This is a genomic window from Serratia sp. TSA_130.1 (assembly GCF_052691795.1).
This window is the reverse complement of sequence record NZ_JBQZFS010000002.1, coordinates 909,404-935,376: the sequence shown is the minus strand read 5'-3', so window position 1 is coordinate 935,376 and position 25,973 is coordinate 909,404. Positions and strand designations below refer to the sequence as shown.

At 59.0% G+C, this 25,973-nt stretch carries 24 protein-coding genes, 3 pseudogenes and 1 riboswitch; of the genes and pseudogenes, 13 read left to right on the top strand and 14 right to left on the bottom strand.

Features of this window, described 5'->3' with window-relative positions; translation table 11 throughout:
- Positions 1–3: 3 nt before the first annotated feature.
- Positions 4–765, top strand: a complete 762-nt coding sequence (locus tag ACUTQY_RS11255; protein ID WP_144414655.1) for a hypothetical protein — start codon at positions 4–6, stop codon at positions 763–765.
- 262 nt (positions 766–1,027) lie between these two features.
- Here the strand turns inward: ACUTQY_RS11255 and ACUTQY_RS11250 are convergent, their stop codons facing one another.
- The gene (locus ACUTQY_RS11250; protein ID WP_046686555.1) at positions 1,028–1,285 is read right to left on the bottom strand and encodes a hypothetical protein; all 258 of its coding nucleotides are present in this window, start codon (positions 1,283–1,285) and stop codon (positions 1,028–1,030) included.
- Positions 1,286–1,544: 259 nt separating this feature from the next.
- A pseudogene (locus ACUTQY_RS11245) lies at positions 1,545–1,685 on the bottom strand (integrase); the annotation flags it as partial.
- Between the two features lie 636 nt (positions 1,686–2,321).
- On the opposite strand from ACUTQY_RS11245, the gene rfaQ reads away from it, so the two are divergent.
- Positions 2,322–3,482 carry a putative lipopolysaccharide heptosyltransferase III gene (gene rfaQ, locus ACUTQY_RS11240; RefSeq protein ID WP_046686556.1) on the top strand — a complete coding sequence of 387 codons (1,161 nt, stop codon included), beginning with the start codon at positions 2,322–2,324 and terminating at the stop codon, positions 3,480–3,482.
- A gap of 51 nt (positions 3,483–3,533) precedes the next feature.
- The gene (locus tag ACUTQY_RS11235; RefSeq protein WP_046686557.1) at positions 3,534–4,781 is read left to right on the top strand and encodes an O-antigen ligase family protein; all 1,248 of its coding nucleotides are present in this window, start codon (positions 3,534–3,536) and stop codon (positions 4,779–4,781) included.
- A 177-nt stretch (positions 4,782–4,958) separates the two neighbouring features.
- Here the strand turns inward: ACUTQY_RS11235 and ACUTQY_RS11230 are convergent, their stop codons facing one another.
- Positions 4,959–6,455: an NCS1 family nucleobase:cation symporter-1 gene (locus ACUTQY_RS11230; RefSeq protein WP_046686558.1), complete on the bottom strand. Its 1,497-nt coding sequence runs from the start codon at positions 6,453–6,455 to the stop codon at positions 4,959–4,961.
- A gap of 133 nt (positions 6,456–6,588) precedes the next feature.
- On the opposite strand from ACUTQY_RS11230, the gene ACUTQY_RS11225 reads away from it, so the two are divergent.
- The 7 genes and pseudogenes from ACUTQY_RS11225 to ACUTQY_RS11195 all read left to right on the top strand — a co-directional run bounded on the left by ACUTQY_RS11225 (position 6,589) and on the right by ACUTQY_RS11195 (position 13,918).
- Positions 6,589–7,305: a GntR family transcriptional regulator gene (locus tag ACUTQY_RS11225; protein ID WP_033651130.1), complete on the top strand. Its 717-nt coding sequence runs from the start codon at positions 6,589–6,591 to the stop codon at positions 7,303–7,305.
- Positions 7,305–8,172 (top strand): annotated as a pseudogene (locus ACUTQY_RS11220) (aspartate/glutamate racemase family protein); the annotation flags it as partial. The gene ACUTQY_RS11225 and the pseudogene ACUTQY_RS11220, both read left to right, overlap by 1 nt.
- Positions 8,141–8,995 (top strand): annotated as a pseudogene (gene puuE, locus ACUTQY_RS11215) (allantoinase PuuE); the annotation flags it as partial. The pseudogenes ACUTQY_RS11220 and puuE, both read left to right, overlap by 32 nt.
- Before the next feature lie 192 nt (positions 8,996–9,187).
- A complete protein-coding gene (locus tag ACUTQY_RS11210) occupies positions 9,188–9,331 on the top strand; it encodes a hypothetical protein (RefSeq protein WP_162837200.1) in 144 nt (47 codons plus the stop codon).
- Positions 9,332–9,456: 125 nt separating this feature from the next.
- Positions 9,457–10,989: a glycosyltransferase family 39 protein gene (locus ACUTQY_RS11205; RefSeq protein ID WP_046686560.1), complete on the top strand. Its 1,533-nt coding sequence runs from the start codon at positions 9,457–9,459 to the stop codon at positions 10,987–10,989.
- Positions 10,990–11,315: 326 nt separating this feature from the next.
- Entirely contained in the window at positions 11,316–11,867 is a 552-nt protein-coding gene (locus ACUTQY_RS11200; protein ID WP_033642149.1) for a flavodoxin family protein, read from the top strand.
- A 602-nt stretch (positions 11,868–12,469) separates the two neighbouring features.
- A complete protein-coding gene (locus tag ACUTQY_RS11195; RefSeq protein ID WP_342188260.1) occupies positions 12,470–13,918 on the top strand; it encodes a GGDEF domain-containing protein in 1,449 nt (482 codons plus the stop codon).
- A 24-nt stretch (positions 13,919–13,942) separates the two neighbouring features.
- Here the strand turns inward: ACUTQY_RS11195 and ACUTQY_RS11190 are convergent, their stop codons facing one another.
- Positions 13,943–14,422, bottom strand: coding sequence for a cold-shock protein (locus tag ACUTQY_RS11190; RefSeq protein WP_038877408.1), 480 nt, complete (start codon positions 14,420–14,422; stop codon positions 13,943–13,945).
- 167 nt (positions 14,423–14,589) lie between these two features.
- Between ACUTQY_RS11190 and ACUTQY_RS11185 the strand changes: the two genes are divergently transcribed.
- Entirely contained in the window at positions 14,590–15,099 is a 510-nt protein-coding gene (locus ACUTQY_RS11185; protein WP_015376923.1) for a VOC family protein, read from the top strand.
- 36 nt (positions 15,100–15,135) lie between these two features.
- Here the strand turns inward: ACUTQY_RS11185 and ACUTQY_RS11180 are convergent, their stop codons facing one another.
- From ACUTQY_RS11180 to ACUTQY_RS11155, 6 genes are all read right to left on the bottom strand, one after another.
- A complete protein-coding gene (locus ACUTQY_RS11180; RefSeq protein ID WP_015376924.1) occupies positions 15,136–15,963 on the bottom strand; it encodes an amino acid ABC transporter ATP-binding protein in 828 nt (275 codons plus the stop codon).
- A 9-nt stretch (positions 15,964–15,972) separates the two neighbouring features.
- Positions 15,973–16,860 (bottom strand): amino acid ABC transporter permease, encoded by an 888-nt coding sequence (locus ACUTQY_RS11175; RefSeq protein WP_004940038.1) that lies wholly within the window; start codon positions 16,858–16,860, stop codon positions 15,973–15,975.
- A gap of 30 nt (positions 16,861–16,890) precedes the next feature.
- Positions 16,891–17,418 (bottom strand): GNAT family N-acetyltransferase, encoded by a 528-nt coding sequence (locus ACUTQY_RS11170; protein ID WP_016928789.1) that lies wholly within the window; start codon positions 17,416–17,418, stop codon positions 16,891–16,893.
- A gap of 9 nt (positions 17,419–17,427) precedes the next feature.
- The gene (locus ACUTQY_RS11165; RefSeq protein ID WP_046686561.1) at positions 17,428–18,348 is read right to left on the bottom strand and encodes an ABC transporter substrate-binding protein; all 921 of its coding nucleotides are present in this window, start codon (positions 18,346–18,348) and stop codon (positions 17,428–17,430) included.
- 26 nt (positions 18,349–18,374) lie between these two features.
- The gene (locus ACUTQY_RS11160; protein ID WP_046686562.1) at positions 18,375–19,700 is read right to left on the bottom strand and encodes an LLM class flavin-dependent oxidoreductase; all 1,326 of its coding nucleotides are present in this window, start codon (positions 19,698–19,700) and stop codon (positions 18,375–18,377) included.
- Between the two features lie 188 nt (positions 19,701–19,888).
- Positions 19,889–21,052: a M20 peptidase aminoacylase family protein gene (locus tag ACUTQY_RS11155; RefSeq protein WP_033651144.1), complete on the bottom strand. Its 1,164-nt coding sequence runs from the start codon at positions 21,050–21,052 to the stop codon at positions 19,889–19,891.
- A gap of 345 nt (positions 21,053–21,397) precedes the next feature.
- Between ACUTQY_RS11155 and cspE the strand changes: the two genes are divergently transcribed.
- Positions 21,398–21,607 (top strand): transcription antiterminator/RNA stability regulator CspE, encoded by a 210-nt coding sequence (gene cspE / locus ACUTQY_RS11150; protein WP_004940030.1) that lies wholly within the window; start codon positions 21,398–21,400, stop codon positions 21,605–21,607.
- Positions 21,608–21,664: 57 nt separating this feature from the next.
- On the opposite strand, the gene ACUTQY_RS11145 is transcribed toward cspE, so the two are convergent.
- The 3 genes from ACUTQY_RS11145 to crcB all read right to left on the bottom strand — a co-directional run bounded on the left by ACUTQY_RS11145 (position 21,665) and on the right by crcB (position 24,131).
- On the bottom strand, positions 21,665–22,855 hold the full coding sequence (locus tag ACUTQY_RS11145) for a multidrug effflux MFS transporter (protein WP_033642154.1): 1,191 nt from the start codon (positions 22,853–22,855) through the stop codon (positions 21,665–21,667).
- A gap of 6 nt (positions 22,856–22,861) precedes the next feature.
- A complete protein-coding gene (locus ACUTQY_RS11140; protein ID WP_033642155.1) occupies positions 22,862–23,458 on the bottom strand; it encodes a TetR/AcrR family transcriptional regulator in 597 nt (198 codons plus the stop codon).
- Positions 23,459–23,747: 289 nt separating this feature from the next.
- Positions 23,748–24,131 carry a fluoride efflux transporter CrcB gene (gene crcB, locus ACUTQY_RS11135; RefSeq protein ID WP_004940022.1) on the bottom strand — a complete coding sequence of 128 codons (384 nt, stop codon included), beginning with the start codon at positions 24,129–24,131 and terminating at the stop codon, positions 23,748–23,750.
- 78 nt (positions 24,132–24,209) lie between these two features.
- Positions 24,210–24,272, bottom strand: a riboswitch (Fluoride riboswitch).
- Between the two features lie 83 nt (positions 24,273–24,355).
- On the opposite strand from crcB, the gene ACUTQY_RS11130 reads away from it, so the two are divergent.
- Entirely contained in the window at positions 24,356–24,784 is a 429-nt protein-coding gene (locus tag ACUTQY_RS11130) for a GNAT family N-acetyltransferase (protein ID WP_033642156.1), read from the top strand.
- Position 24,785: 1 nt separating this feature from the next.
- Here ACUTQY_RS11130 and ACUTQY_RS11125 read toward each other — a convergent pair whose 3' ends face one another.
- On the bottom strand, positions 24,786–25,853 hold the full coding sequence (locus tag ACUTQY_RS11125; RefSeq protein WP_046686563.1) for a diguanylate cyclase: 1,068 nt from the start codon (positions 25,851–25,853) through the stop codon (positions 24,786–24,788).
- Positions 25,854–25,973: the final 120 nt, after the last annotated feature.

Sequence of the window (25,973 nt, the reverse complement as noted above, 5' to 3'; positions counted from 1 at the left end):
ACAATGACAACTACTCGCGTTTACATCGATAGCACGGTTACAGCCACACGATCTCTTGGGAGAATTACATTTCCAATTACCGCGCTACCAAATTTAGTTCCAGGGATGCTTTTGCAATTTGATGTGGACTCTACTGGGTCTCTTGTGCGTAATAGGGTAGGCAGTGACATGACAGTTATTGGCTCTCCCGTTGTTAGTGATTATGAAGTTTCTCTTAATGAAACAAATTATATTGATACCGGAATAAACATTGAGCCATATTCTACCGGTGATATGACATTTATTGGTATCAGCAAGAACCCAGGCGGCAAGTTTAACGTCGTGGGGGTAATGCAGGTATCCCCACCTATGCGCACCAGGTGTCATGAGTATGAGATAGCAAAACGAGTGGGCGGCCGGTGGTTAAACTCTGCCGGAGCTGGTTGGATTTCTGTACTCGATACGACGCCAACAGAGGCGTTAGCGCTGGATAGCATCTTTGCAGTTTCTCGAACAGTAGTAGATATCAAAGATGGGACTGGCCGGCTCGGTATCCATGCAGATATTCCTGCAACTGGCCAGCATGCGCTTGTCCCATACGGGACTGTTGCCCCTGCCAGCATCACTGGAAACATCCTGATAGGGGCAAGTATTGACCACGGCACAACAGTAACGGGAAAAATTATGGCGGTACTGGCTTTTAACCGGGCAATCACAGATGAGGAGATGTCATTGATTTATCAGGCGTACAAAAACCATTACGCGGCATTAGGGAAGAAAATTTAACCTTTCTTGTTCCACCAATCCCACTCAGCGTGCAACCAGATGAGCAGCATGACAATACTGGAAATAAACAAACTGTCTGGCCATCTGGTTGTGCCTGTGCAAATGGAAATGGCAGACATCAATGCTGCGAGGCGGACGAGAGATTTTATGAGCATGTGTCATCCTTGTGATAGTGCCCATATGTTGTAGTTTGCCTATCAATCCATCAAATTGGTTTTGTAGATCAATTTCTCTCTATCGATCGTCAAAAACGATCGCATTTCTAACTATTTCGCCTCGGACGCATTGGGATTGTAGCGGTATCAAATTTTAACGCTGCATCAACGGCTTTGCCCTGGGTTTCGAACGGCGTTTCTGATACGAGGGGCCAGCGCCCTTTATGCCAAACATAAAGCCAGTGCTGCTGCTCCTCATCTTCTCTTATTGCGAACATCTGAGGACTATTATGTTCTGGTTCTGGATATCTGTCGTTTTCGTTGAGTATGAAGATCTGCCGGCCGGCGAGGGTGATACTGCCCATTGCTGCGCTCCATTGGTGGTTTTGCAGTAATGGTAGCTGGTGGTGGGATTGAGGGGTAGGGATGGTGTCATATTGGTGACGTCACTACGGTGCCATTAAGGCGCCACTAATATGTCATCACTTGCCGATTCATGTCACTGTGAATGCAGAACGGCCTTTAATTACAATAGGTTAATCTTTATGTCACTTTCTTCTAAGCCGTAGGTCATAGGTTCGAATCCTATAGGGCGTGCCATTAAGTATCAATGAGTTACGCCTTTCATCCCGTCTTTCCAATTTCATCATGGGACAGATTTGGGACTAAACCTCCGAAAATCGCATCAATTTGTCTCGCATGCTCAGTGAGATGGTTCGGTGCAAGGTGAGCGTATCGCTGTACCATTTCGATGCTCTCCCAGCCGGTCTATTCTCCAAAGCTCAGCTTTTCGACGGTCGTGCAATTTCTGCGCTTGGCGAGTGATTAGGTATCCGGCCGCGGCGCCGCTGTTCCTCCGGTGAAAACTCCTATTTCTCCCTCCCACGTTTATTCGCTAACGATGGTTCACTTCCCGCACCGGGCTCTCCGGTCGGGGAGTGAGTTCAGCACGCGCCGCACGGTGCAGCAATAAAAGACATTAATAACCTCAATAGGTTAGGAATTTTCTCGGTAACCCTGCAATTTGTAAAGGATTGATCGTTTTCAACGATCGGTAAGATCTTATTGATCTGCACAACCAATTATCTTTGCTACACGGTCGCCGTTAAGATCGGGCAGGATATTATTCGGCGGTAACTCTTTATTCATCCGGTGAATACCACGTAGCGCTCGACAATTTATCAGGATAAAACCCCCGTACTCAGCCATGACGAGAACGTCTGCTAATCGCCCGCTTTCCCGCGATAACGAGATTGACGGTTCAGGGAGCACGGCAGAGAGAACGGCGTTTTCTCCCTGCAGCCTTCTCGGGTTTTCGAACCGTGGCGCAGCGCTATTTTTATCCTCACGGACTCTTTCGGCCCTGCAGCGGCCTTTTGTATTTTTCTGAGGCGACGAACCATGAATGCCCATCGCACCACCGGCAAACGCCCCGCATCCCCGCTGGCCACACTCCCCGATCGCCGGGTGCCCAATGCGCTTTTGCACCGGGATAGCGTGCAACGCATTCTCGTCATCAAGCTGCGCCACTTTGGCGACGTCCTGCTGATGACGCCGGTGCTCAGCACATTGCGCGTCAACTACCCCAATGCGCTGATCGATGTGCTGGTCTATGACGGCACCGAGGCGATGCTGGCCGGCAATCAGGATGTTTATCTGGCCTTTACCGTGGATCGAGAGCTCAAGCGCCAAGGGCTGAAAGCGCAATACCGCGGCGAATATGCGTTATGGAACAGCCTGCGGACCGGCCATTACGATCTGGTGATCAACCTCTCCGATCAGTGGCGGGCGGCGTTGTATTGCCGTTTTCTCAAACCGACCTTCAGTCTGGGGTTTCGCTACCCCAAACGCGACAATCGACTCTGGCGGGCCTGCCATTCGCTACTGGTCGACGTTGCCGGCCCGGCGCAGCACACCGTGCTGAATAATCTCAGCATTCTGGCGCCACTGGCCTTGCCCACGACAATCACGCAGGTGACGCAAGCCTGGCGGCAATCTGATGTGGATGACGTTGACCGGCTCAGTCGACGCCATCACCTGACCGATTTTGTGCTGATACAGCCGACCGCACGCTGGGCTTTCAAGACCTGGACGGTGGACGGATTCAGCGCCGTGATTAACCACCTGACCGCCCAGGGCAGAACGGTGGTGCTCACCGGCGGACGCACGCAAGATGAATCCGCGATGATAAGCGCCATTATGGCCCGCTGCCTGTTACCGCGGCGGGTGATTAATCTGGCCGGGCGTCTGGAGCTGCCGGAGCTCGCGGTGCTGATTGACCGGGCGCGGCTGTTTATCGGGGTCGATTCGGTGCCGATGCACATGGCCGCCGCGCTGAATACGCCCTCGGTGGTGCTGTTCGGACCCAGCGACCTCGCGCGATGGTCCCCGTGGCAGGCGCCCCACACTTTGCTGTGGGCCGGAGACTATCGTCCGCTGCCCGCCCCGGAAGCCGTTGACACCAACACCTGCGAGCGTTACCTCGCGGCCATCCCGGCCGGCGATGTGATACAGGCGGTTAACAGGCAACTGGCATCCCTCGTCGGGTCTGCGCAGCGTTAATCCTGCGCGGCCTTCCACCGTGTTTTTTCTCTTATCAATGAGTACGTCACGATGCTATTCAACTCAGCAGTTTCCTCGTCGATACAAACGCCCCTTCAGCAACGGTTGTTTGCATTTACCGCCTTTTTGCTGGGAGCCTCCCTCCCGACCTCCAATCCCCTGATGAATATCTCACTGGGGCTGGTTGTCGTCTGTCTGCTCTGGCTGCGCGATATCCGGCCGTGGGCTGCACTGGTTTGTCATCCCCTGGTTTGGTTGCCGGCCCTGATATTTGCGCTGCTGGCGTTGTCATTGCTGACGCATGCTCACGCCTACGGCCCCAAAATGGTCGGCAAATACCAAAAATTGCTGTATGTCCTGCCGCTGGCGCTGTTCTTTCTGGCCGACTCGCGGCTGATGACGCAATTTGTCCGCGGCTTTTTGTGGGCCAATGCCGCGATATTGGCCATCAGCTTCATGAGCGGGCTTGGCCATGTCACATTGGGCGGGCTGAACCCCGACAACCCTACGGTGTTTAAGCTGCAAATCACCCAAAACGTGTTTATGGCGCTGGCGGCGCTGGTCTGGTTGTCGCGTGCTTTTGCCTGTAGCGGAAAACGGCGCTGGGGGTATGCGGGACTGGTGTTGTTGGCGACGGTTAATGTTCTGCTGATGGTGCAGGGGCGTACCGGGTATGTGGCATTGGCCGTTGGCATGGGTATCTGGTTATTGCTTACCCTCCGGCGCAAGCAGCAAGTGGCCGTGCTCGCCTGCGGCATACTGGCTGTCGTGATGCTGGTCATGACCCCCAATCGCGCCATGGAGCGCCTGACGCTGGGCGTCCAGCAAATTCAGGGGTGCGTTTTCGCCCCGGCCCAAACGGCTTATGCGGCCTGCGACAACTCCATGGGGCAACGCACCGCCTTCGCCCGCGAAGCCCTGCGACTGATAAAGCAATCCCCGCTGCTGGGCAACGGCGCCGGCAGCTTTTGGTACGGCAATCCATCCACCGGCTATGGCGTGCATAATCCGCACAATGAATACCTGTTGGAAACGGTGCAGAGCGGTTTGCTGGGATTGATGGTGTTCCTCACCTGGATGTGGAGTTGCTACCGTGCAGCCTGGCGCTTGCCGCCGGCGCGCCGAAATCTGTTCGTTGCGGTGCTCAGCAGCTACATGGCCTGCCATCTGTTCAATTCATTCCTGCTGGACTCGTCCGAAGGGCACCTGTTTGTCATTATCGCCGCCTTGCTGGCCGGGCTTTCCCTCACCACTCCGCCGTCTCTTCATGCAGACTTGCCTCAACCCCAGATGCGATAGGGGGTTGAAGTGCTTCGAAAATACGCGCTTGATCGCGGCGCTCAGCGCTCCTCCGCGCATCGGTGAAAAGCCAGCGGCCGACTGGTTCGCTCACAACGGCCGCCCCGGCGTTAACGCCGAGGCGGCACGGTTGCGGATGGCTTTTTTCCCTTCCGACGCAGTTTGCTGTGGGCGGAATTACTCTTTTTGCGCCATCACCTTCGCCCGGAACGCCGGACCGGCCACGGCGGTGCGCTCATCGCGGGCCAGCCAGCGGTAGGCGGTCGCGCCGAGGAAGACGCCGATAAACCAGCTGAAGTTGGCCACTTGGTGCAGGGCCGGAATAAAGCTGATGATCAGGCCAATGGCCACCGATGGCAGCAGCGCGGCAATGGCTTTCGGGTTAAAACCGTTGCGGTACCAGTATTTGCCTTTCGGGGTGTCATCAAACAGATCGTCCACGGATACCTGGCCGCGTTTGATCAGATAAAAATCGGCGATCAGGATGCCGAACAGCGGGCCAATAAAGGCGCTCAGCACGTCGAGGGTGTAGTGGATAAGCTCCGGCGAGTTAAACAAATTCCACGGCGTTAGCAGAATCGACCCAACGGCGGCAATCATCCCGCCGGTGCGGAAGCTGATTTTCTGCGGCGAACAGTTCGAAAAGTCAAAGGCCGGCGAGACGAAATTGGCCACGATATTGATGCCAATGGTGGCGGTGATCATCGTCAGCAGGCCAATGGCGACCGCCAGATCGTTTCCAATGCGGCTGACGGTTTCAATCGGGTCGGTGATCATGTGGCCAAACAGCGATTGTGTACCGGAAACAATCACTACGGTGACGATGGAGAACAGCAGGAAGTTGAACGGCAGGCCCCAGCGGTTGCCGCGGCGGATCTCGCCCATGTTTTTGCCGTAGCGGGAGAAATCGCCGAAGTTGAGCAGCGGCCCGGAGAAGTAGGAGACCACCAGCGCGGTGGCGGTGATCATTTGCCAGGTCTGCTCCCCGGCGGTCAGCGATTTGCTGGCCAGGGTAAAGGAAATCCCGTCAAAACCGGTCTTGTATACAATCCAGCCCGCCAGCGCCAGCATCACCACATAGACTGCCGGCCCGGCGATATCGATGAAGCGCTTAATGGCGTTCATGCCGTGCCAAAAGACCATCGCCTGCAGCAGCCACATGGTGGCGAAGCATAGCCAGCCCAGGAGCGACAGGCCGAGGAAGCCGCTTCCGGTGAGCGTGGACAGCGACGGCCAGAACTTGAGCAGCACCAGCATCAGGGCGTTGGCCGCAAGGTAGGTCTGGATCCCATACCAGGCGAAAGCGATAAGCCCGCGGATCACCGCCGGGATATTGGCGCCAAAGACGCCAAACGCCTGGCGGCAGATGACTGCATAGGGCACGCCGGCCATTTGGCTTGGCTTCGCCACCAGGTTGGCGCACAGCTGTACGATGCAAATGCCGATCAGCAGGCAGAGCAGCACCTGCCAACTGGCCAACCCGAGCGTGAAAAAGCTCGCCGCGACCACATAGCCCCCCATGCTGTGCACGTCCGACATCCAGAATGAAAAAATGTTGTACCAGCTCCAGTTTTGGTCGCGCGTCGGCGCGAGATCTTCATTACACAGTCGCGGGCTGTAGCCGGCGGTCGCGTCTTTGGCCGAAACCTGATGCATGTGTGTTGAATGTGGCATGAAACCTGCTCCTCTTGTTATGTGGATTGCTGAGGCTATTGCAGGATCCAGGCCACAATGGCTGATTTTGCATACAGAAACCGAGCGTTATGTATACGATTTTGCTATCGATAGGTGAAACCGGAGTGGGTGAATGAATACTGAACATTGTCTCCAGGCCGCGCCAGCGCTGCAGGACAAAGATGAAACCATTTATCAGGCGTTGATGACGGCGATTGTCGAGCATCAGCTGCCACCGGGCAGCAAATTGCCGGAGGAGGCGTTGTCCGACGTGTTTGCCGTGAGCCGCACCGGCATCCGTAAGGTGCTGCAACGACTCGCCGCTGTGCAAATGGTTAGCCTGAAGCCCAAACGTGGTGCATATGTCGCCAGCCCGACGGTGGAAGAGGCGCAGGCTATCTTCCGCACGCGCGCGCTGCTGGAGGTCGCCAACCTTCCCGATATTATCGCCCGCTGTCGGGCGCCCCATCTGGCGGCACTGGAGCGCATTATTCAGCTGGAACAGCAGGTGCATGAGGCTTACGACGGCCCGGCGGCGATTCGCTATTCCGCCGATTTTCATATTCAGCTGCAGGCGATCTCGGGCAATTCGGTTATCACCGACATGGTGACGCGTCTTTGCCAGCGTTCTTCCCTGGTCATCGCCACCTGGGGCGCGCCGTGGCGGCAGGGGTGCCGTTGCGACGATCATCAGCAGTTGGTCGGTTTGTTGCGGGATAAAGCGCTGCAGCCTCTGAGCGACGCCCTGATGCGCCATTTTGATCATATTGTCGCCAGCCTGCGCTTTGAGCGCGATGGCGTCAGCCTGCCCGATTTTTCCCGGCTGTTCGCCGGTTACAAGGAGCCGTGATGTCTTCTGTTTGCATACAGGTTATCAACCCCAACACCAGTCAGGCGATGACCGACACCATCGCCGCTGCCGCGCGCACCGCCGCCGCGCCGGGCACCGAGATCCTGGCGGTGTGTCCGCGCGACGGGGTGCCGTCCATTGAAGGGCACTTTGACGAAGCCATCGCGGCGATCGGCGTGCTGGAACAGGTGAGGGCGGGGCGACGGCAGGGCGTTGACGGTCATGTGATCGCCTGTTTCGGCGATCCGGGATTGCTGGCCGCGCGCGAGCTGGCGCAGGGGCCGGTGATCGGCATTGCGGAAGCGGCGATGCATATGGCGTCGATGGTGGCGACCCGTTTTTCGATCGTCACCACGTTACCGCGCACGCTGATTATCGCCCGCCACCTGCTGCATCAGTACGGTTTTCATCAGCATTGCGCGGCGCTGCACGCCATTGACTTGCCGGTGCTGGCGCTGGAGGACGGCAGCGGGCTGGCGCAGGAGAAAGTGCGCGAGCGCTGCATCCGTGCTCTGAAAGAGGATGGCTGCGGGGCGATTGTGCTCGGCTGCGGCGGAATGGCGACGCTGGCGCAGGAACTGACCCGCGAGCTGCGGGCGCCGGTGATTGATGGCGTCAGCGCGGCGGTAAAAATGGTGGAGTCGCTGGTGGCGTTGGGGTTATCGACCAGCAAACAAGGGGACTTGGCCTATCCCGAAACCAAAGCGTTAAGCGGTCAATTTCAGTCGTTAAATCTATTTTAAAGGGATGAAGAATGGTCATTGTCGATGAGAATTACCCCCGTGACCTGCGAGGCTACGCCGGAGATCCGCCGCATGCGCGCTGGCCGGGCAACGCGCGGATTGCCGTGCAGTTTGTGCTCAATTACGAGGAGGGCGCGGAGAATCATGTGCTGCATGGCGATGCGGGATCGGAACAGTTTCTCTCCGATATTATCGGCGCCGCCAGCTATCCGGCGCGCCATATGTCGATGGATTCGCTGTACGAATACGGTAGCCGGGCGGGCTTTTGGCGGATCCACCGCGAGTTCAGCCGGCGTGGCCTGCCGTTGACGGTCTTCGGCGTGGCGATGGCGCTGGCGCGCCAGCCGGAGATTGTCGCGGCGATCAAAGCGGCGAAATACGATGTGGTCAGCCATGGTTGGCGCTGGATCCATTATCAACATATGGATATCGCTGAGGAGCGCGAGCATATGCAAAAAGCGGTGCAAGTGCTGGCCGACCTGTTCGGCAAAGCGCCTACCGGTTGGTATACCGGGCGCGACAGCCCCAACACTCGGCAACTGGTCGTGGAGCAGGGCAGTTTTGATTATGACAGCGATTATTACGGCGATGATTTGCCGTTCTGGAGCGAAGTGGCGTGCGGCGACGGCAGCCGTCGGCCGCACCTGATCGTTCCTTACACGCTGGACGCCAACGACATGCGTTTTGCCACCGCTCAGGGGTTTAATACCGCCGAGCAATTTTACACCTATCTGAAAGACAGCTTCGACGTGCTGTACGCTGAGGGCGAGGAGGCGCCGAAGATGATGTCGGTGGGGATGCACTGTCGTCTGCTGGGCAGGCCGGGGCGTTTTCGCGCGCTGCAGCGTTTTCTCGATTATATCCAGCAACACGAACGGGTGTGGGTCTGTACGCGGCAGCAGATAGCGGACCATTGGCGCGAGACCCATCCGTACCCGGGAACATGACGCATGCCAGGCTGCGCTGTGTCGGCCCGCTGCGCAGCATGTTTTCGTATGGCCAATAACGCTGCCGCTCAGCTCGCTCCAATGCTTTGATGGATCGACAGAGCGGCCGTAGGGCAAACGACCCGCCGCCAATTGAACCTTCGTTTATTTTGCCGCGTTACAATAGGTGAAAATTTCCCCATGGAGCCTATCGTGCGCAAATCCAGATTCTTTCTCGTGACCTTGCTGTGCCTGTGCGGCGCCGCCGTGCTGTACGTCATGGCTTACCGGGCGTTGGGGCATTACCTCAGCGACGGGGAGAAGGCCTACCCGGACATCACCGTTGAAATCCGCTGAGGGCCGTGCGCCGCCGCGGTGATTGCGCCGATTTTTTCGCACTGATTTACCCGCCATTTACCCGCCGTCGGCAATGATGACGCTGCGTCTCCACACTGTGTGGTTCTCTTGGGCGGAATGCGGTTATGTCACTGCAACAGGTATCGAATGTTTCTTTGAGCAATAACGGCTTAAAAGGCATCGGTTACAAACATTACGCGTTGGCGATCGTGGCGTTTTCGGCGATCGTGCGGTTTATTTCCTTAACGGATCGGTATTTTTGGTGCGACGAGGCCTCCAGCGTGCTGACCAGCCGCTATGATGTGGGCGCTTTGCTGTACCATGCTTCCTTCGATGTTCACCCGCCGCTTTATTACCTGCTGCTGCATGGCTGGATGGTGCTGTTTGGCGACGGCATTATGGCGGCCCGCGCGCTGAGCCTGGTGTTCGGCGTGATGACGGTGGCGCTGGCGATGCGTTTTACCCGTTGGTTGGCCAACGAGCGGGCGGCGTTGACCGCGGGATGGCTGATGGCGATCATGCCGATGGCGGTGCGTTACAGCCAGGAGGCGCGCATGTACGCGCTGATGGGGCTGCTGGCGATCGCCGCCGCCATGGCGCTGGCGAAGTGGCTGAAAACGCCGGATAACCGCCGCTATCTGGCGCTGTATGCGCTGTTGATGACGCTGAGCTTTTATACTCACTACTTCACGATTTTCACGCTGATCGCGCACTGGCTGGTGGTGTTGGCGCTGTCGTGCCGCCGCGAAGGCGAGTGTTACATCAGGCTGCCGGCGTGGTGGGGGGCCAATGCGGCGATTGGAGTGGCCTATATTCCCTGGCTGCTGGTGCTGCTCAATCTGCTGGCGCATATTGCCGAACTGCGGGTCGGCGGCGACGTCGGTTGGATCCCTCAGGTTGCCTGGGGCGATCTGCCGGCGATGTATTGGCGTTTTCTCACCGGGCATGATGGCAGCAACTATCCCACGATCATTCTCTGGCTGCTGCCGGCGATGTTTGTCGCCTTATGTTCACTGCTGCTGTGGCGGCGCCAGATGCCGAGAAAATATGCGCTGCTGCTGCTCGGCGGCATGCTGATCCCGGTGACGTTGGTATTCGCCATTTCCTGGCGTTCGCCGCTGTTTGTCGATCGCTACCTTTATTCCGCCGCGCTCGGCATTCCGCTGGTATTGGGCGTGCTGATCGCCGGTACGAAAAGCCGGGTGCGCGGGATCTCTTTGCTGCTGTTCTTCAGCCTGCTGTTCGGCTGCGGCGTGCGCAACGACTATCCGGTCGAGAAAGATGAATTCAAGGTGATGGTGCACTACATCAACAGTAACTATCAGCCCAACGATGCGGTGGTGGTCAGCAACATGTTCAACTACCTGAGCTATGTGTATTACAACAAGAAGGGCTATCGCGCCTTGCTGTATACCCCCGCCAGGCCCAACGGCATTTCGGGCAAGCCCAATGCCTATGGTTTCGGCACCTTTTTCCACGATCGGGCGGCGCAGACCTACGTCGATAACCTCAGTGCGTTAGCGAAAGGCTATCGCCGGGTCTGGCTGGTCAGCGGCGGGGATTTCAATCAGGACTTCGGCCGTTCGCCGCCGGGGTGGGTCAATACCGGCACCTTCAAAAGCGGCGGTTTCGAGTCGAGGCTATTCGTGGTGCCTTGAGCGGAATGTCATATTTCCCATTCGGCGTTACATCTGGCCGAGCAAACTTACGCGGGGATGACAGTTCTATACATTGGGATTGGTACTGTAGCTCTACCCGATGATGTTGTGTGTTATCCATTCCCTGTAGTGTATTACCCCATCCCTGTTAAGTTTATCCCGCCTTGTGCGGGATTTTTTTTATCTGCGCATACCCGGCGGCGCGTAGCGCGATTTTTTTGAATAACACCGTCAGTTTTATTCAGTATTCAGCCGTTGCGCGCTTGATTAGATTGAACGCGAGATGGGCGTCGTCGGCGCCTCTGTGCAATGAGTGGAGAATTTCTATGGCGAAGACAGTAGTGGTGTTTCATTCCGGCTACGGCCATACCGAGCGTTTGGCGAAAGTGGTGGCGGAAGGCGCTGGGGCCGAACTGATCGCTATCGATCAGGAAGGCGATATCAGCGATGAAGCGTGGCAGAAGCTGGATGAGGCGGACGCCATCATCTTTGGCTCACCGACCTATATGGGCGGCCCGTCCTGGCAGTTCAAGAAATTCGCCGACGCCAGCTCCAAAGCCTGGTTCGGCCGCAAGTGGCAGGACAAAGTGTTCGGCGGCTTTACCAACAGCGCCAGCCTGAACGGCGACAAACAGGTCACGCTGATAGCGCTGCAAACGCTGGCTTCGCAACATGGCGGCCTGTGGGTCAGCCTGGGGCTGCTGCCGGCCAACACCAAATCGGCGCAGCGTACCGATGTCAACAACCTGGGCGGTTCGGTGGGGCTGTTGGTGCAAACGCCGTCGGATGCCGGCGTGGACGAGATGCTGTCGGGCGATCTGGCAACCGCCAAGCTCTATGGCCAGCGCGTGGCGGGCTTTGCCGCCAAACTGGCGTAAGGCCTTGCCGCGTGCAGCGTTCATTTTCTCTGCACATTTGGCGTGTAAGCTGCGAAATGTTATTAGCCTGCTTGGGCTAACGCTGCATTTCGTACAAATATTCCCGGTTCCTAGGCCGGGTTTTTTGTTGCTAAGGTCTGCTTAAGCTTTCGCCGCTACACTGCATGGCAGCACAGGCATGCAATGAATGGCTATGTCGTAACTGTCGATTTGCTGTTGTTCAAGCAAGCCCGCTTAAGGCGGGCTTTTTTTGGGTTGTTATTGCACGAGCGGCCCAGTTGCAGGAAAATAATCACGTAGTTATTCAAATATCATTCAACGAGTAATAACCACAATATTATTAATGTAATTAACGTCGTCGGCGGCCTATTACGCTTTGCGCTATGCTGTCAGCAGAGCTGAGCATTATTTTCCGACGGTATGCGGGGGAGTCCACCGCCGCCACATTAGGTTAAGAAAAGTCTGTTAATTAATTGTTAATGCTTTTTATTATTGATTTGTCTGGCTTTTTTGGTTGAAATCCGGGTTGATTATCCCTCACTGGCCGGGCGAGAGAGTATGCACATTATTATTCTGGTTATTAGCAAAATATGGGCGAGGCGATGAACGCCAGAATAAACGCCAGGCATGGCCTGCCGCTTACGGTTCAGCTTATCAATCTTTTCATGCTGGCCTTTTTACTTTCCCTGGTGGGCATTCTTAGCCGGCCGATTGGCTCGCTTTCTTTATTTTGGCCGGTGAATGCGATTCTGCTCGGCCTGCTGCTGCGCAAACCCGCTTACGCCACGCCGCTCGGCTGGCTCACGACCTATCTGGGCATGGTTGCCGCCGATCTCAGCACCGGCGAGGGCTGGTCTTTGGCGCTGTGGCTGAACGCCTGCAACATGTCGCTGATCGTCGTCGGTTACGGCATCATGCTGATGCTGCCGCAATCTCAACGGCGCATGGGTAAACCCCAGGCGATACTCTATATGTTCAGCGCCAGCCTGGCCGGTGCGGCGGTGGCGTCGACGCTGTCCGTGCTGCGCAACGATAGCCTGTACAACAACACGGTGGTGGTCGCCTGGCTGGCCTGGTTCAGCGAACAGTTTTCGACGACCCTGCTGCTGCTGCCGGTGCTGATGGCGGCGCCGCGGTTGAAACAGCTATTGCGCATGCAGGTGCGTTGGCGCTTGAAAGGCTGCCTGCCGCTGCTGGCGTTGCTGCTGTCGTTGGCGTTCAGCGTCTATATCGGCGGGCCGGGCGCGATCGCCTTCCCGATCCCGGCGCTGCTGTGGTGCGCGGTGCGCTACCAGCTGTTCCCGGTGACGTTGCTGACGCTGTTGACCGGTATGTCTGAGATCAGCAGCATCTCCGCCAACCTGGTGCTGTATGAAACGCCGAACAACCATAATGCCTTCCTCGACACGCTGATGTCCGCCCGATTGGGTATCGCCATGCTGGTGATGGGGCCGCTGATCCTCGCCAGTTCCATCGCGGCCAACCGTAAGCTTATGCGGCGTCTGGAGCACAGCGCCAACCACGATTTCCTGACCGGCGTGCTGGCGCGCAGCGCGATGACGCGCAAAGCGGGCGAGCTGTTGGAGCACAAGCACCGTTCCAAAGAAGCGGTGTCGTTACTGCTGATCGATATCGATCATTTCAAGCAGATCAACGATACGCACGGCCACAGCGCCGGCGATCAGGTGCTGGCGTCGTTCGCGCATATCGTGCGGCGCGAGCTGCGGCACGATCAGCTATTCGGCCGCTTGGGCGGGGAAGAGTTCGCCATCATGCTACCGCGCGCGTTGGCGGCGCAGGGCGTGGCGCTGGGGGAGCATCTGCGCCGGCTGGTGGAGCAGACGGAGCTGCAGGAGGAAGGCAAGCAGACGTTGAAAATCACCATCAGCGTCGGCGTAGCCAGCCTGGCGATGAACGAAGTGAAATCGCTGGAGCAGCTGATGAATATGGCGGATATCGCGCTGTATCGCGCCAAATCGCAGGGGCGTAATCGGGTGGAGTCGTTCAACGTGGTGAACGGCAACAGCGTCGAGCATATCCTGTTCCGCTAGGGCTCGACGCTGGGCAACCGGCGCTTACAGGCTTTTCAGCGCCTTGATGGTCTCATCCATATCGATCTCGTGCTCGGAGAAGGTATGGGTGGTGTTCTGGAAAGTGGTAATGGTCAGCATGCGCAGCGTTTGCATGGTCTGCGCCTGGTCTTCGGACTGCGGGCGAATGCGGTTCATCAGCAGGCCGACCGACAGCACGGTGTTCTCTTTATCCACGTCGGCTTTGACCGGCACTTCCTTGGTGAAAGTGTTGAAAGACTTGATGCTGGCGATCTTGATTCTTTCGTTGGCGATGATGATGTATTTGCTGGGCGCCAACACTTTGACCGCATAAGCCGACGGGCCTTTGGTGTTGTTGGTCGGTTCGAAGGTCACCGCCGCGTTTTTCTTAATCAGCTCCGGGTTTTGCACTTTAATCACGTGAAAATAACGATTTTCTCCGTTCTCGTCGGTAATAAAGCCGAAGCCTTTGTCTTCAAAAAAAGTCGTTATCTTGCCGTTCATCGCTATTCTCACAAAAAGGTTCAATACAGCGCTTATGATAGCGCGGAATGCCTTGCAGCGACAGATTGCGCGGGCGGCATTTAGTCATGCGATAACGGCATTTAGCGGCTTCCCAGCGACATGCTATGTTCATGCTGACTTTATTCAATGCGCAAAAAGGAATAGCGATGGGCATCAAACGTCTCAATCACGCCGTGCTGTACGTCAGCGACGTGCGGCAGAGCGCCGACTTTTATCATCAGGTATTGGGCTTCAAGCTGAAGCCGTCCGACAGCCCCGATCGGGCGGTATTTACCCAGGCCGCCGACTCGGACAACGATCACGATTTGGCGTTGTTCAGCAAGAACCTGGGCCAGCAGCGCGCCGGGGTGTTTCGCGCCAACGGCGAGCCGCCGGCGGAGCATGAGCCGCCGGCCGGGCTGTATCATCTGGCCTGGGAAGTGGACAGCCTGGAAGAGCTGGAGCGCATTCGCCATCAGCTGGCCGAACGCGGCATTCTCGGGTTGGAAGAGGATCACGGCGTGCACAAAAGCATTTATGGTCACGACCCGGACGGGCTGCTGTTTGAGGTGACCTGGTTTATTCCCCCGGCGTTGCTGACCGAAGAGGACAAAAACCAGCAGGGGATCCGCCCGTTGGATTTCGCCGCCGAGAAGCGGCGTTTCGCCGGCCTCTAACCTGCTCCTGCGCGGGGCGCATCGGCGCCCCGACGCTCACAGTACTTTGTTGAGGAAGTTGACGGTGCGCGGGTGCTGCGGCTGAGCCAGCACCTGTCTGGCATCGCCCTGCTCGACGATCTGCCCGTCGACCATAAACACCACCCGATCCGCCGCTTCGCGCGCAAAGCCGATTTCATGCGTCACCACCACCAGCGTGACGCCCAGATCCGCCAACCCTTTAATCACGTCCAGCACTTCGCCGACCAGCTCGGGATCGAGCGCGGAGGTCGGCTCATCGAACAGGATCACCTTCGGGTTCAGAGCCAGCGCGCGCGCGATGGCGATGCGCTGCTGTTGGCCGCCGGAGAGGTGGCGCGGGTAGGCGTCCGCCTTGTGGCGCAGCCCGACCGTATCCAGCAGCTCATAGGCCACCGCTTTCGCCCGTTCGCGGGAGTGGATCTTGTGCACCACCGGCGCTTCGATGATGTTTTCCAACACCGTCAGATGCGGGAACAGGTTGAAGTTTTGGAACACGTAGCCGACGTTGATGCGCTGCCGGAGGATGGCCTTTTCCTTCAGCTCGTACAGCCGGTTGCCCTTGCGGCGATAGCCGACGTAGTCGCCGTCAATGCGGATAAAGCCCTCGTCGACGCGCTCCAGATGGTTGATCGCCCGCAGCAGCGTCGATTTTCCGGAGCCGGAAGGCCCGAGGATCACGGTCACGGTGCCCGGCTGCAGCGTCAGGCTGACGTCGTCCAACGCCTTGTGTTTGCCAAAGAATTTGCTGACGTTGCTGATTTCGATCAGGCCGCGCGCCGGCACCGGGGTGAGGTTGCGTGCCGGCTGTTCGGGCAAGGCGTAATAATCAATGGCTTCAGACATGCGGGTCTCCTAACGTTTTAGCCAGCCGGCCAGTTTCTGCCAGGGCGTCGGCGGCAGTTCGCGCACCGCACCCCGGGCGAAATAGCGTTCGATGTAGTATTGGATCACCGACAGGGCGGTGGTGATGAACAGATACCAGACGGTGGCCACCATCAGCAGCGGTATCACCTGCTGGGTGCGGTTATAGATCACCTGGATGGTGTAAAACAGCTCCGGCAGCGCCAGCACATAAACGATTGAGGTGCCTTTCGCCAGACTGATGATCTCGTTGAATCCGGTCGGAATAATGGATCGCAGCGCCTGCGGCAGAATGATGCGGAAGGTGCGGCGATAGCCCGGCAGGCCCAGCGCCGCCGCCGCTTCGTGCTGGCCGTAATCCACACCCAGGATGCCGCCGCGGATGATCTCGGCGGTATAGGCGGACTGCACCAGCGTCAGACCCAGCACCGCCACGGCGAACTGGCCGAGGATATCGATGGTCGGGTAGCTGGCGAACACCACCGAGGTAAAGGGAATGCCCAGCGAGATGGCATCGTACAGATAGGAAAAGTTATACAGGATGATCAGCACCAGGATCAGCGGCAGCGAGCGAAACAGCCAGATATACCCCCAGGCCAGCGACGCCAGCAGGTAAGAGCGCGACAGCCGCGCCAGCGCCAGCAGGGTGCCGAACAGGATGCTGAACAGCGTGCCGAGCAGCGTCAGCAGTAGGGTCTGTCCCAGCCCCGCCAGCACCGCCGGGGCGAAGAACCACTCGGCGAACACGCCCCATTCCCAGCGCGCGTTGCCCGCCACCGATTGCACGATGGCGGCCAGAATAAACAGCGAAAACAGCGCGCCGATCAGCCGCAGCGGATAGCGGGCGGGCACCACTTTCAAGACTTCTTGTTTGGACATGTCATGTCTCCTGATACAGATAAAGGGGCCTTAGGCGATTTTCCTTTCCGACGCGCAACAACAGGCGTCCTCTGCAATCAGGCTTTTGCGGAACGGCAGGCGGCCATCGTAGGGCGGGCGGCTGTAAACCTCGCTGTCGACGGTGGGATCGAACTGCGGCTGATAACCGTTGCTCAGGTACAGGCCCACCGCTTCGGGCTGGCGAAAGCCGGTGGTCAGATAGAGCCGGCGATAACCCTGCGCCAGCGCCAGCGTTTCCAATTGCTGCAACACCCGTTGCGCCAGGCCCTGGCGGCGCAGATCGCCCCGCGTCCAGATACGCTTCAGCTCGGCGGTTTGCCCGTCATAGCGCTTGAAGGCGCCCATGGCGATCGGCGCACCGGCGCGCAGCAGCACGATGAAGGCGCCCTGCGGCGGCGCGTACAGGTCCAGCGGTTCCGGTTCCTGGTCACCAAAATAGTCGCCGTAGCGCTGACGATATTCGCCGAACAGCCCCTCGATCACCGGGGCGATCAGCGGGTCGGTCGGCAGCGTCTGAATGAAAGTGTCTTGCGTCATCGCGCGCTCCTAATCGCCCAGACCGGGCGGGTTGATTTCCGACTGTGCAAGGCGTTCGACGCTCTCGCCCCAGCGGTTGAGCACCTGATCGTACTGTCCGCTGCGGATCGCGCCGTTCAGCGCTTCATTCACCGCCTGCACCAGCCCGTTGCCTTTACGGGTGGTGACGGCGATGTGCGCCGCCTTGGGCCAACCGCCTTCCACCGTGCCCGCCAGCCGGGTACGGCCATTCAGCGCCGCTTTATAGGCGCCCAGCACGTTGGGCCCGAAATAGGCGTCGGCCCGGCCGGACTGGATCGCCAGCGTGGCGGCCGCATCGTCGGTCACGTAGATCGGCTGGAAGGGTTTGAGCCCCTGCTGCCGATTCTGCTTGTCCCATGCCAGCAAGATGGCTTCTTGGTTGGTGCCGGAGCCGACGATGATCTTTAATCCGGCGATATCGGCAGGCTGTTTGATCGTCGCTATCTTGCCGCCGGTTTTGACATAAAAGCCGAGCGAGTCGATGCGATAGGTAGCGAAGTCGAAGCGGGTTTTGCGCTCTTTGGTGACGGTGACGTTGGTGATGGCCGCGTCATACTTGCCGGAAACCACCCCCAGCGGCCAGTCTTCCCACGAGGTTTGCACTACGTTCAGTTCCAGCCCCAGGCTGTCGGCCACCAACTGCGCGATATCCACTTCGCTGCCGATAAGCCGCCGGTTGTCGGCGGCGAACAGCGCCAGCGGCGGCGTGTTGAGCGCGGCGATCGCGACGGTGAACCGGCCCGGCTTCACGAAGCGGAAATCGGCCGGCAGCTTGGCGATCGCCTGCGGGTTTTTCGGCGCATGGATAGGGGTTTCATTGGCCTGCAAATCGATGCCGGTGCCCGCCTGCGCGGCGCCGGTCAGGCTCAGCAAGGCCGCCACGAGAGCGGCGGTAACGGTTTTCTGCATAGCGGTTATCCCTGAAAACGATCTTATTATTGGGTGAATCTGTTCAACGGACGCTTCAGGCCCAGGTGCTCGCGCAGCGTATCGCCGTGGTACGCCTGGCGGAACAGGCCGCGCCGTTGCAGGACGGGCACCACCCGATCGACGAAGTGCCCGAAGGCGTTGGGCGTACCGCCGCTGATGATGAAGCCGTCGGCGGCTTCGCCGTCGAACCAGCGTTGCAGGCCGTCCGCCACCGCTTCCGGCGTGCCGCTGAACACCGGGCGCGGCGAGGCGGCCTCCAGCGCCACCTGGCGCAGCGTGAGGTTACGCTCGCGGGCGTTGCGCTTGATGGCGTCGGTGGTGCTGCGGAAGCTGTTTTGCCCCAGATCGCCGATGTCCGGGAAGGGCGCGTCCAACGGATGGCGGGAAAAGTCGTAATGTTCGAAGTAGCGGCCCAGGTAGTTGAGGGCGTTCTCGATGCTGACCAGACGGGCGGTCTCCTGGTACTGGCGCTCGACGTCCGCATCGTCGTCGCCGACGATCACGCTCACGCCCTGGAAGATGCGCAGGTCGTCCGGTTCGCGCCCCTGTTCCACCAGCTGCCGCTTCACGTCCTGGTAGAAATCCTGCGCCTGCTCCAGCGTGTCGTGATGGGTGAAGATCGCATCGGCGTGCTTGGCCGCCAGCCGTTTGCCGTCTTCGGAGGCGCCGGCCTGGAACAGGATCGGGCGGCCCTGCGGCGTGCGGCCGATGTTCAACGGCCCCTGCACCGAGAAGAACTCCCCCTGATGATTGAGGGTGTGCAGTTTCCCGGCGCGGAAAAATTCGCCGCTGGCCTTATTGCGCACGAAGGCATCGTCCTCCCAGGAGTCCCACAGTCCTTTGGCGACGTCGAGAAACTCGCCGGCGATGCGGTAACGCAGGCTGTGCTCCGGGTGTTCGGCGCGCGAGAAGTTTTTGGCCGAACCTTCCAGCGGCGACGTCACCACGTTCCAGCCCGCGCGGCCGTTGCTCAGGTGATCGAGGCTGGCGAACTGGCGGGCGACGGTGAACGGATCGCTGTAGGATGTGGAGAGCGTGCCCACCAGGCCAATTTTGTCGGTGGCGGCGGACAGCGCGGCCAATAAGGTCAACGGCTCGAAACGGTTAAGAGAATGCGGAATGGACTTTTCGTTGATATATAAGCCATCGGCGACGAAGACGAAATCGAATTTCCCTTGTTCGGCTTTTTTCGCCGAGGCGATATTAAATTCGAGGTTGATGCTGGCGTCGGCGGTGGCGTCCGGGTGGCGCCAGGCGGACATATTTCCCGATGCGCCGTGCAGAATGGCGCCCAGCCGTAATTGCCGTTGATTATTCGCGTTGTCGCTCATCGTGATTATCCTGTCATGCGCCGAAAGGCGCGCGGTGTCTGATGCGTCCACTATTGATGAGCGCTGGCGGGATGTAAAACAACAAAACAGCATATTCAAATGTTGAAAACTGCAAATATCACGGCGAGCGAAAATAATAATCCCCGGCGCGGCATCAGCGGCGTCGGGGAAATACTATTTCACGTTATTCAGGCGTTGCTGAGGGCTTTTTTCGCTGCGGGGGTTAATTGCTGCAGCGTGCGCTCCGCCAGCAGCGAAAAATAGTGGGCGGCAGGAAAGAGGGCGCGCTCATCGGGATTGAAACGCGGATGGTGCAGGCCGAATTCGCTGGCGGAGCCGATGCTGACGAACGCGCCCGGCACGTGATGCAGATACAGCGCGAAATCCTCGCCGCCCATCTGCAGCTCCGCCTCTTCGACCCGGTAGCCGGCCTCGGCGGCGACGGTTTTGCTGAACGCCGCCCAATGGGCGTCGTTGATCACCGCCGGCGGCCCCGGCTGCCAGTGGAGTTCGGCCTGCGCGCCGAGCGCGGCGGCAACGCCGTCGATCACCTGGCGAATTTTATCCGGCACCTGGCGGCGCACCGCATCGCTGTGGGTGCGCACCGTGCCTTCCAGCTCGACGGTTTGCGGCAGCACGTTCCAGGTATTGCCGCCTTCGATGCGCGTCACGCTCACCACCAGCGATTCCAGCGAGCTGAAGCTGCGGCTGGGCAGCGTTTGCAGCGCGCCGACGATCTGGCTGGCGGTGACGATGGTATCGACACCCTGTTCCGGTTTGGCGGCGTGGGCGCCTTTGCCGGTGATGCGGATCTGGAAGCGATCGACGTTGGCGTAGAACGGCCCGGCGCGGGTGGCGAAGGTACCGGTGGGCAGCTCCGGCGCATTGTGCAGGCCAAATATCGCCGCGACGTTATCCAGCGCGCCGGCGTCGATCAGGTGTCGGGCGCCGTTGAAGGTCTCTTCCGCCGGCTGGAAGAAGATGCGCACCGTGCCCGCCAGTTCGGCTTCACGCGCTTTGAGCAGGTGTGCGGCGCCGAGCATTACCGAGGTGTGAAAGTCGTGCCCGCAGGCGTGCATCACGCCGCTGTTTTGCGAACTGAAGGGCACGTCGGCGATTTCGTCGATCGGCAGGGCGTCGATGTCGCCGCGCAGCGCGATGATCGGCCCCTGGCCGCTGCCGATCTCCGCCACGACGCCGGTTTTCAGCGCCAACGGCAGAAGGCGAATGCCCGCCTCTTGCAGCCAGCGGGTCAGGCGGGCGGTGGTGGCGAATTCATGATTGGAAAGCTCCGGGTTTTGGTGCAGTTCACGCCGATAGGCGATGATCTTGTCTGCCAACTGGCTGGTCATAGGCTTGGCTCACAGTGGGAAATAAACCCTAACCCTAGTGCAGGGGCCGCCGAAGCAAAAAGACCATCTGGTTATATTTCATAGCGATTGTGTTTGCACGGCGCGTCAACGATGGGGGAAAGGGGCAGGTTTAGGCGTTCGCGCGTTGTTCGCCGGCGCAGGGAGAGGATTGACCTGGAACGGTAACTTACTGCAACCGGTGTCATTCATTTACACCGGACAACACGGATTTTTTCACTCTTTATCGGATTTCTGTGATCGCGGTGGTGGACAAAATCCTGCCTGCTTGCTGTACTGTAATCGACACAGGTTTTGTGTCTTTCATTCACGTTAAAGGTAAGTTTGATGTCTAAGATTAAAGGTAGCGTTAAGTGGTTTAATGAATCCAAGGGCTTCGGTTTCATTACTCCGGAAGATGGTAGCAAGGACGTTTTCGTTCACTTCTCTGCCATCGTTAGCAACGGTTTCAAAACGCTTGCTGAAGGCCAGCGTGTAGAATTTGAAATCACGAACGGTGCCAAAGGCCCATCTGCCGCTAACGTTACTGCTATCTAAGCTGCGTAGCTGAATTTCTTAAAACCCGCTCATTGAGCGGGTTTTTTATTGGGCGCGTTATGCGTCGCTGCGGCGGGCCAACAGGCTGAACAGCAGGATGGCGATGGCGTAACAGCCGACGATGGTCAGCGCCATCGACAGGCCCGAGGTGCCGCCCAGCCCGGTGAGCGGCACGGCGCAGGCGCCGAGCGCGAACATGCACACGCCGATCAAGGCCGACGCGCTGCCGGCTTTGTCCCCCTGGCTTTGCATCGCCAGCGACGAGGCGGTCGGGCCGACGATGCCGATCACCGCCACCGAGAAGAACAGCGGCACCAGCAACACGACCAGCGGCGCATGCAGCGCGGCGGCCAACAGCAGCAACAGCGATGCGACGGCCGCCAGCGTTAATCCGCCCCTCAACACCCGGCGTTCCCCCCAACGTGAACTGAGACGGCTGGCCAGCTGCGCCGCAATGATCAGCCCGACGCCGTTAATGGCGAAGCACAGGCTGAACATCTGCGGGCTGAGGCCGTAGATCTGCTGCAAGACGAAAGGCGAAGCGCCGATATAGGCGAACATGCCGGCCATTACGAAGCCCTGCGTCAGGCACAGGCCCATGAAATAGCGCTGGGTCAGCAACCCGCCGAGCGACATCAGCATCGCCAGAATGCCGCCCTGGCTGCGGCGCTCTACCGGCAGGGATTCGCGCAGCTTCAGCGCCGACAGGCTGAACAGCAGCACGGCGATGGCCGCCAGCACGCCGAAGATGCCGCGCCAGTTCATCACCTGCAGCATGACGCCGCCCAGCACCGGCGCGACGATCGGCGCCAGGCCGTTAACCAGCATCAGCAGGGCGAAGAAGCGGGTCAGCTCGTGGCCGGCGTACAGATCGCGAGCAATGGCGCGGGAAATCACCGCCCCGCCGGCGCCGGCGATGCCCTGGAGCAGGCGGGCGATCAGCAGTTGGTCAATGGTGGGCGCCAGCGCGCACCACAGCGAAGCGCCGAGCAGCAGGATCAGCGACAGCAGCAGCGGGCGCATACGGCCCAGTTTGTCGCTGTAAGGGCCAAAAATCAGCTGGCCGACGCCCAGGCCGAGAAGCCCGGCGGTCAGGCTGAGCTGCGCGGCGGCGGTGGAGGTATTCAGCTCGCCCGCCATTTCCGGCAGGGCGGGCAGATAGAGATCGGTGCACAGCGGCCCCAGCGCGGCCAACAGGCCAAGCACGACGGCGTACACCAGACGTTGTCTGGCTAAGTGTTTGGTCATGGGAGATTAAGATTTCCTGAACAGGTGAGAAATGGCCTGCTGATACAGATCGCGCAGCAGGGACGCATCGGCTTTTTGCGTGGTAAGGATACGGTAACCGGTGCCTTCGCTCATGACGGCGATAAACTCCACCCGCGCGGCGATCTCTTCCGCGCTGAAATCGGGATACAGCCGCTGCAGGTTGTGGCACACGTGGCGAAACAGCCGCGCCTCCGCATCGCTGAGCAGTTTGGCCACCACCGGGTTGCGCGTGGCCTCGGCGGTCACTTCCAGCATCAGCATGTGATCGGTTTCGCTCTCGCCCGGTTGCTGAAACAGCGTGCGCGCCGCCAGCGTGCCGGCGATCAGGTTGATGTGATCGCCAAGGTTTTCCAGGCGCTGCATCTTGCTGGTGATGATGCGATTGACGATCTCTTCGATAATCGCGTCTTTATTGGCGAAATAGCGATAGATTTGCCCGACGCTGAGCTGCGAGCCCTGGGCAATCTCCGCCATGCTGGCGGCATGGAAGCCGTGGCGGCGGAAGCTGGTTTTCGCCGCTTCGACGATCTGATCGCGGCGCGCCTGCACTTTGGCCTGTTTACTGTCGTTGGGGGAGAGCATCTGCCCGATCCTTTGCTGCGCGTGAGCCGGGTTCACAATTTTGGGTGTGAACGTTCATTCTCAATTGTAGTGTAACGGATGGGGAGGACGCAAGATGAACGCGCGTTGCGGGGAAAAGGTGTTTAGGCGAACAGGTAGGCGTTGATAAAGGCGGCGACGATCAGCACGCACAGCGCAACGGCGATCGCTTCGGCGGTGGTTTTCGGCAGGCTAAACATAGCGATTTCTCATCCAGTCAGGAGTTCTGGATGAGATTATGCGCATGCAAGATTAAGGAAACATTAAGGGCTTAGCGCCCGTTGACCCACATCACCAGCATGAAGGCCAGCAGCGTCATCGCCAGCGAGCCGGCCAGGTTAAGCAGCATGTTGGCCAATGCCCAGCCGAAGCGGCCGTCCTGCATCAGATACACCACCTCCAGCGAAAAGGTGGAGAAGGTGGTCAGGCCGCCGCAGAAGCCGGTGGTGATCAGCAGTTTCCAGGTGGGATCCAGGTGTGTCATGCGGGTGAAAATCGCCATCGCCAGACCGATGATAAAACCGCCGATCAGATTGACCATCAGCGTCCCGAGCGGAATGTGGGCGTTCAGCGGATTCATTTTCATGCTTACCGCCCAGCGCAAAACGCTGCCGACGCCGCCGCCGATAAAGACGGCCAGTAAAGAACTCAACATGGGGCAACTCCCTTTCAAACAGAGAAATTCACGGGCTCGGAAAGGGACAGGCGTAACGCTACGCGCCTCTCTCCGAGAGGTTACGTAGACATCATCAGCCTGTGAAGGCGGTTAGGGAGGAATGTCATCTCCAGCGTGCCGCACGGCCTTTTTCACCGTACCCGATGGATGTTACACCTAACGCCGTCTATTTTGTAGTATCGACCCCCTGCGAGGTAAAACCGATGGAAATCAGAGCGGCGCGTCTGGGCGACCGGCACGCTATCGCCGAATTGATGACGGTGTTGGGCTATCCCGGCACCGAGGCGTTTCTGACGCAGCGCATGCAGCAACTGTTGGCGCACCCGGACGAGGCGCTGCTGGTGGCGGCGGACGGGGCGCAAGTGCTGGGCGTGTTGTCGCTGCATTTCCTGCCGCAGCTGGCGTTGGCCGGCGACATTGGCCGCATCAGCTATTTTTGCGTCGACGATCGGGCGCGCGGCGCGGGCGTGGGGCGGCGGTTGTTGGCGGAGGGAGAGGCGTTGGCGCACCGTCGCGGCTGCGATCGGTTGGAGGTTCATTGCCACAGTCGCCGCGAGCGGGCCCATGCGTTTTACCTGCGCGAAGGCTTTGTTGAAGCGCCGAAGTATTTTGCCAAGTTATTAAGTCAGTAAGTTACTCCCCTGGCGGCACTGCCGTTTCCAGCCGGTTGCGGCCGTTTTGCTTCGCCCGATAGAGCGCGCTGTCGGCCGCTTTCAGCCAGTCCAGATAGCCGCCCAACGCGGGGTGGTAGTTGGCGATGCCGGCGCTGATCTGCAGCCGCAGTTGCGGCGCCTCCTTGAAGCTGACCGCATCCAGCCGCTGCTGGATGCGTCGCAGGACGATTTCCGCCTGCTCGGCGTTGGTGTTCGGCAGCACCGCGCCAAACTCGTCGCCGCCGTAGCGCCCGACGATATCCACGTTACGCAAGCCGATCAGCAGCTCTTCCGCCAGCGCCGCCAGGGCCTCATCCCCCAAAGCATGGCCGAAGGTGTCGTTGATGGTTTTGAAGCGGTCGATATCCATCAGGATCAGCGTGGCCTTATCCTGGTAGCGACGGCAACTGTCGAACTGACGATGCAGCAGATGCTCCCAGTGGCGACGGTTGTATAAGCCGGTCAGCCCATCGCGGGTGCTGATGCGCTGCAGCTCCTGTTTCTTTTCCGCCAGCCGCTTGGCGGTGCGGTAAGTCACCAGCCCGAGCAGCGTCGGGTAAAGGTAGATCATCGGCAGGCACAGATAGACCTGCAACGGCGTGCTGTACGGGTGAAACGGGAAGCCGAGCAGCGCGGCGGTGAACACCGCCGTGGCCAGTTGCATGGCCAATCCTTTTACAAACAGCGTTTTGCCGGCTGAAGCGATGTTATTCATGCTCATCATCGACAGGATGACGATGGCGGGCAGCGCGTTGAACGCCATCATCGCCGCCCAGAAGCCGCCGAAAGCGGAGTCGATCAACAGGTTGCGAATTTCGGCTTTGAACGGATCTTTGGCGCGGCGGGCCAGGCGGTAGGCGAGATGCGGCCAGAGAAAGCCGTGAAAGGCCAGCAATAGCCAGACCGCCGCGGGCGGAGCCAGGGGGTAGAGCGCGGCGCAGACGCAGATAAAGCCGAGCCCCAGACCGACGGCGCGGGGCAGGTAGGTGCGTTTGGCGAAGCTGAGGCCGGATTTTCGGGCATCGAAAATGGGTGGGGCAATATACATCCGGCATCTCCCTGATGAGTATCATGGCAGCGTATCATGCGGGTGATAAACTAAGAATAGTCTGGGATTCACGTCCAGAGGCCCTGTGGCATTACTGCGACCGATCTCACTCTGTTACAT

Bases quoted from the DNA above. Each gene is read 5' to 3' on its own strand.
- ACUTQY_RS11255 (WP_144414655.1), top strand. From the start codon at position 4: ATGACAACTACTCGCGTTTACATCGATAGCACGGTTACAGCCACACGA.
- ACUTQY_RS11250 (WP_046686555.1), bottom strand. From the start codon at position 1,285: ATGGGCAGTATCACCCTCGCCGGCCGGCAGATCTTCATACTCAACGAA.
- rfaQ (WP_046686556.1), top strand. From the start codon at position 2,322: ATGAATGCCCATCGCACCACCGGCAAACGCCCCGCATCCCCGCTGGCC.
- ACUTQY_RS11235 (WP_046686557.1), top strand. From the start codon at position 3,534: ATGCTATTCAACTCAGCAGTTTCCTCGTCGATACAAACGCCCCTTCAG.
- ACUTQY_RS11230 (WP_046686558.1), bottom strand. From the start codon at position 6,455: ATGCCACATTCAACACACATGCATCAGGTTTCGGCCAAAGACGCGACC.
- ACUTQY_RS11225 (WP_033651130.1), top strand. From the start codon at position 6,589: ATGAATACTGAACATTGTCTCCAGGCCGCGCCAGCGCTGCAGGACAAA.
- ACUTQY_RS11205 (WP_046686560.1), top strand. From the start codon at position 9,457: ATGTCACTGCAACAGGTATCGAATGTTTCTTTGAGCAATAACGGCTTA.
- ACUTQY_RS11200 (WP_033642149.1), top strand. From the start codon at position 11,316: ATGGCGAAGACAGTAGTGGTGTTTCATTCCGGCTACGGCCATACCGAG.
- ACUTQY_RS11195 (WP_342188260.1), top strand. From the start codon at position 12,470: ATGAACGCCAGAATAAACGCCAGGCATGGCCTGCCGCTTACGGTTCAG.
- ACUTQY_RS11190 (WP_038877408.1), bottom strand. From the start codon at position 14,422: ATGAACGGCAAGATAACGACTTTTTTTGAAGACAAAGGCTTCGGCTTT.
- ACUTQY_RS11185 (WP_015376923.1), top strand. From the start codon at position 14,590: ATGGGCATCAAACGTCTCAATCACGCCGTGCTGTACGTCAGCGACGTG.
- ACUTQY_RS11180 (WP_015376924.1), bottom strand. From the start codon at position 15,963: ATGTCTGAAGCCATTGATTATTACGCCTTGCCCGAACAGCCGGCACGC.
- ACUTQY_RS11175 (WP_004940038.1), bottom strand. From the start codon at position 16,860: ATGTCCAAACAAGAAGTCTTGAAAGTGGTGCCCGCCCGCTATCCGCTG.
- ACUTQY_RS11170 (WP_016928789.1), bottom strand. From the start codon at position 17,418: ATGACGCAAGACACTTTCATTCAGACGCTGCCGACCGACCCGCTGATC.
- ACUTQY_RS11165 (WP_046686561.1), bottom strand. From the start codon at position 18,348: ATGCAGAAAACCGTTACCGCCGCTCTCGTGGCGGCCTTGCTGAGCCTG.
- ACUTQY_RS11160 (WP_046686562.1), bottom strand. From the start codon at position 19,700: ATGAGCGACAACGCGAATAATCAACGGCAATTACGGCTGGGCGCCATT.
- ACUTQY_RS11155 (WP_033651144.1), bottom strand. From the start codon at position 21,052: ATGACCAGCCAGTTGGCAGACAAGATCATCGCCTATCGGCGTGAACTG.
- cspE (WP_004940030.1), top strand. From the start codon at position 21,398: ATGTCTAAGATTAAAGGTAGCGTTAAGTGGTTTAATGAATCCAAGGGC.
- ACUTQY_RS11145 (WP_033642154.1), bottom strand. From the start codon at position 22,855: ATGACCAAACACTTAGCCAGACAACGTCTGGTGTACGCCGTCGTGCTT.
- ACUTQY_RS11140 (WP_033642155.1), bottom strand. From the start codon at position 23,458: ATGCTCTCCCCCAACGACAGTAAACAGGCCAAAGTGCAGGCGCGCCGC.
- crcB (WP_004940022.1), bottom strand. From the start codon at position 24,131: ATGTTGAGTTCTTTACTGGCCGTCTTTATCGGCGGCGGCGTCGGCAGC.
- ACUTQY_RS11130 (WP_033642156.1), top strand. From the start codon at position 24,356: ATGGAAATCAGAGCGGCGCGTCTGGGCGACCGGCACGCTATCGCCGAA.
- ACUTQY_RS11125 (WP_046686563.1), bottom strand. From the start codon at position 25,853: ATGTATATTGCCCCACCCATTTTCGATGCCCGAAAATCCGGCCTCAGC.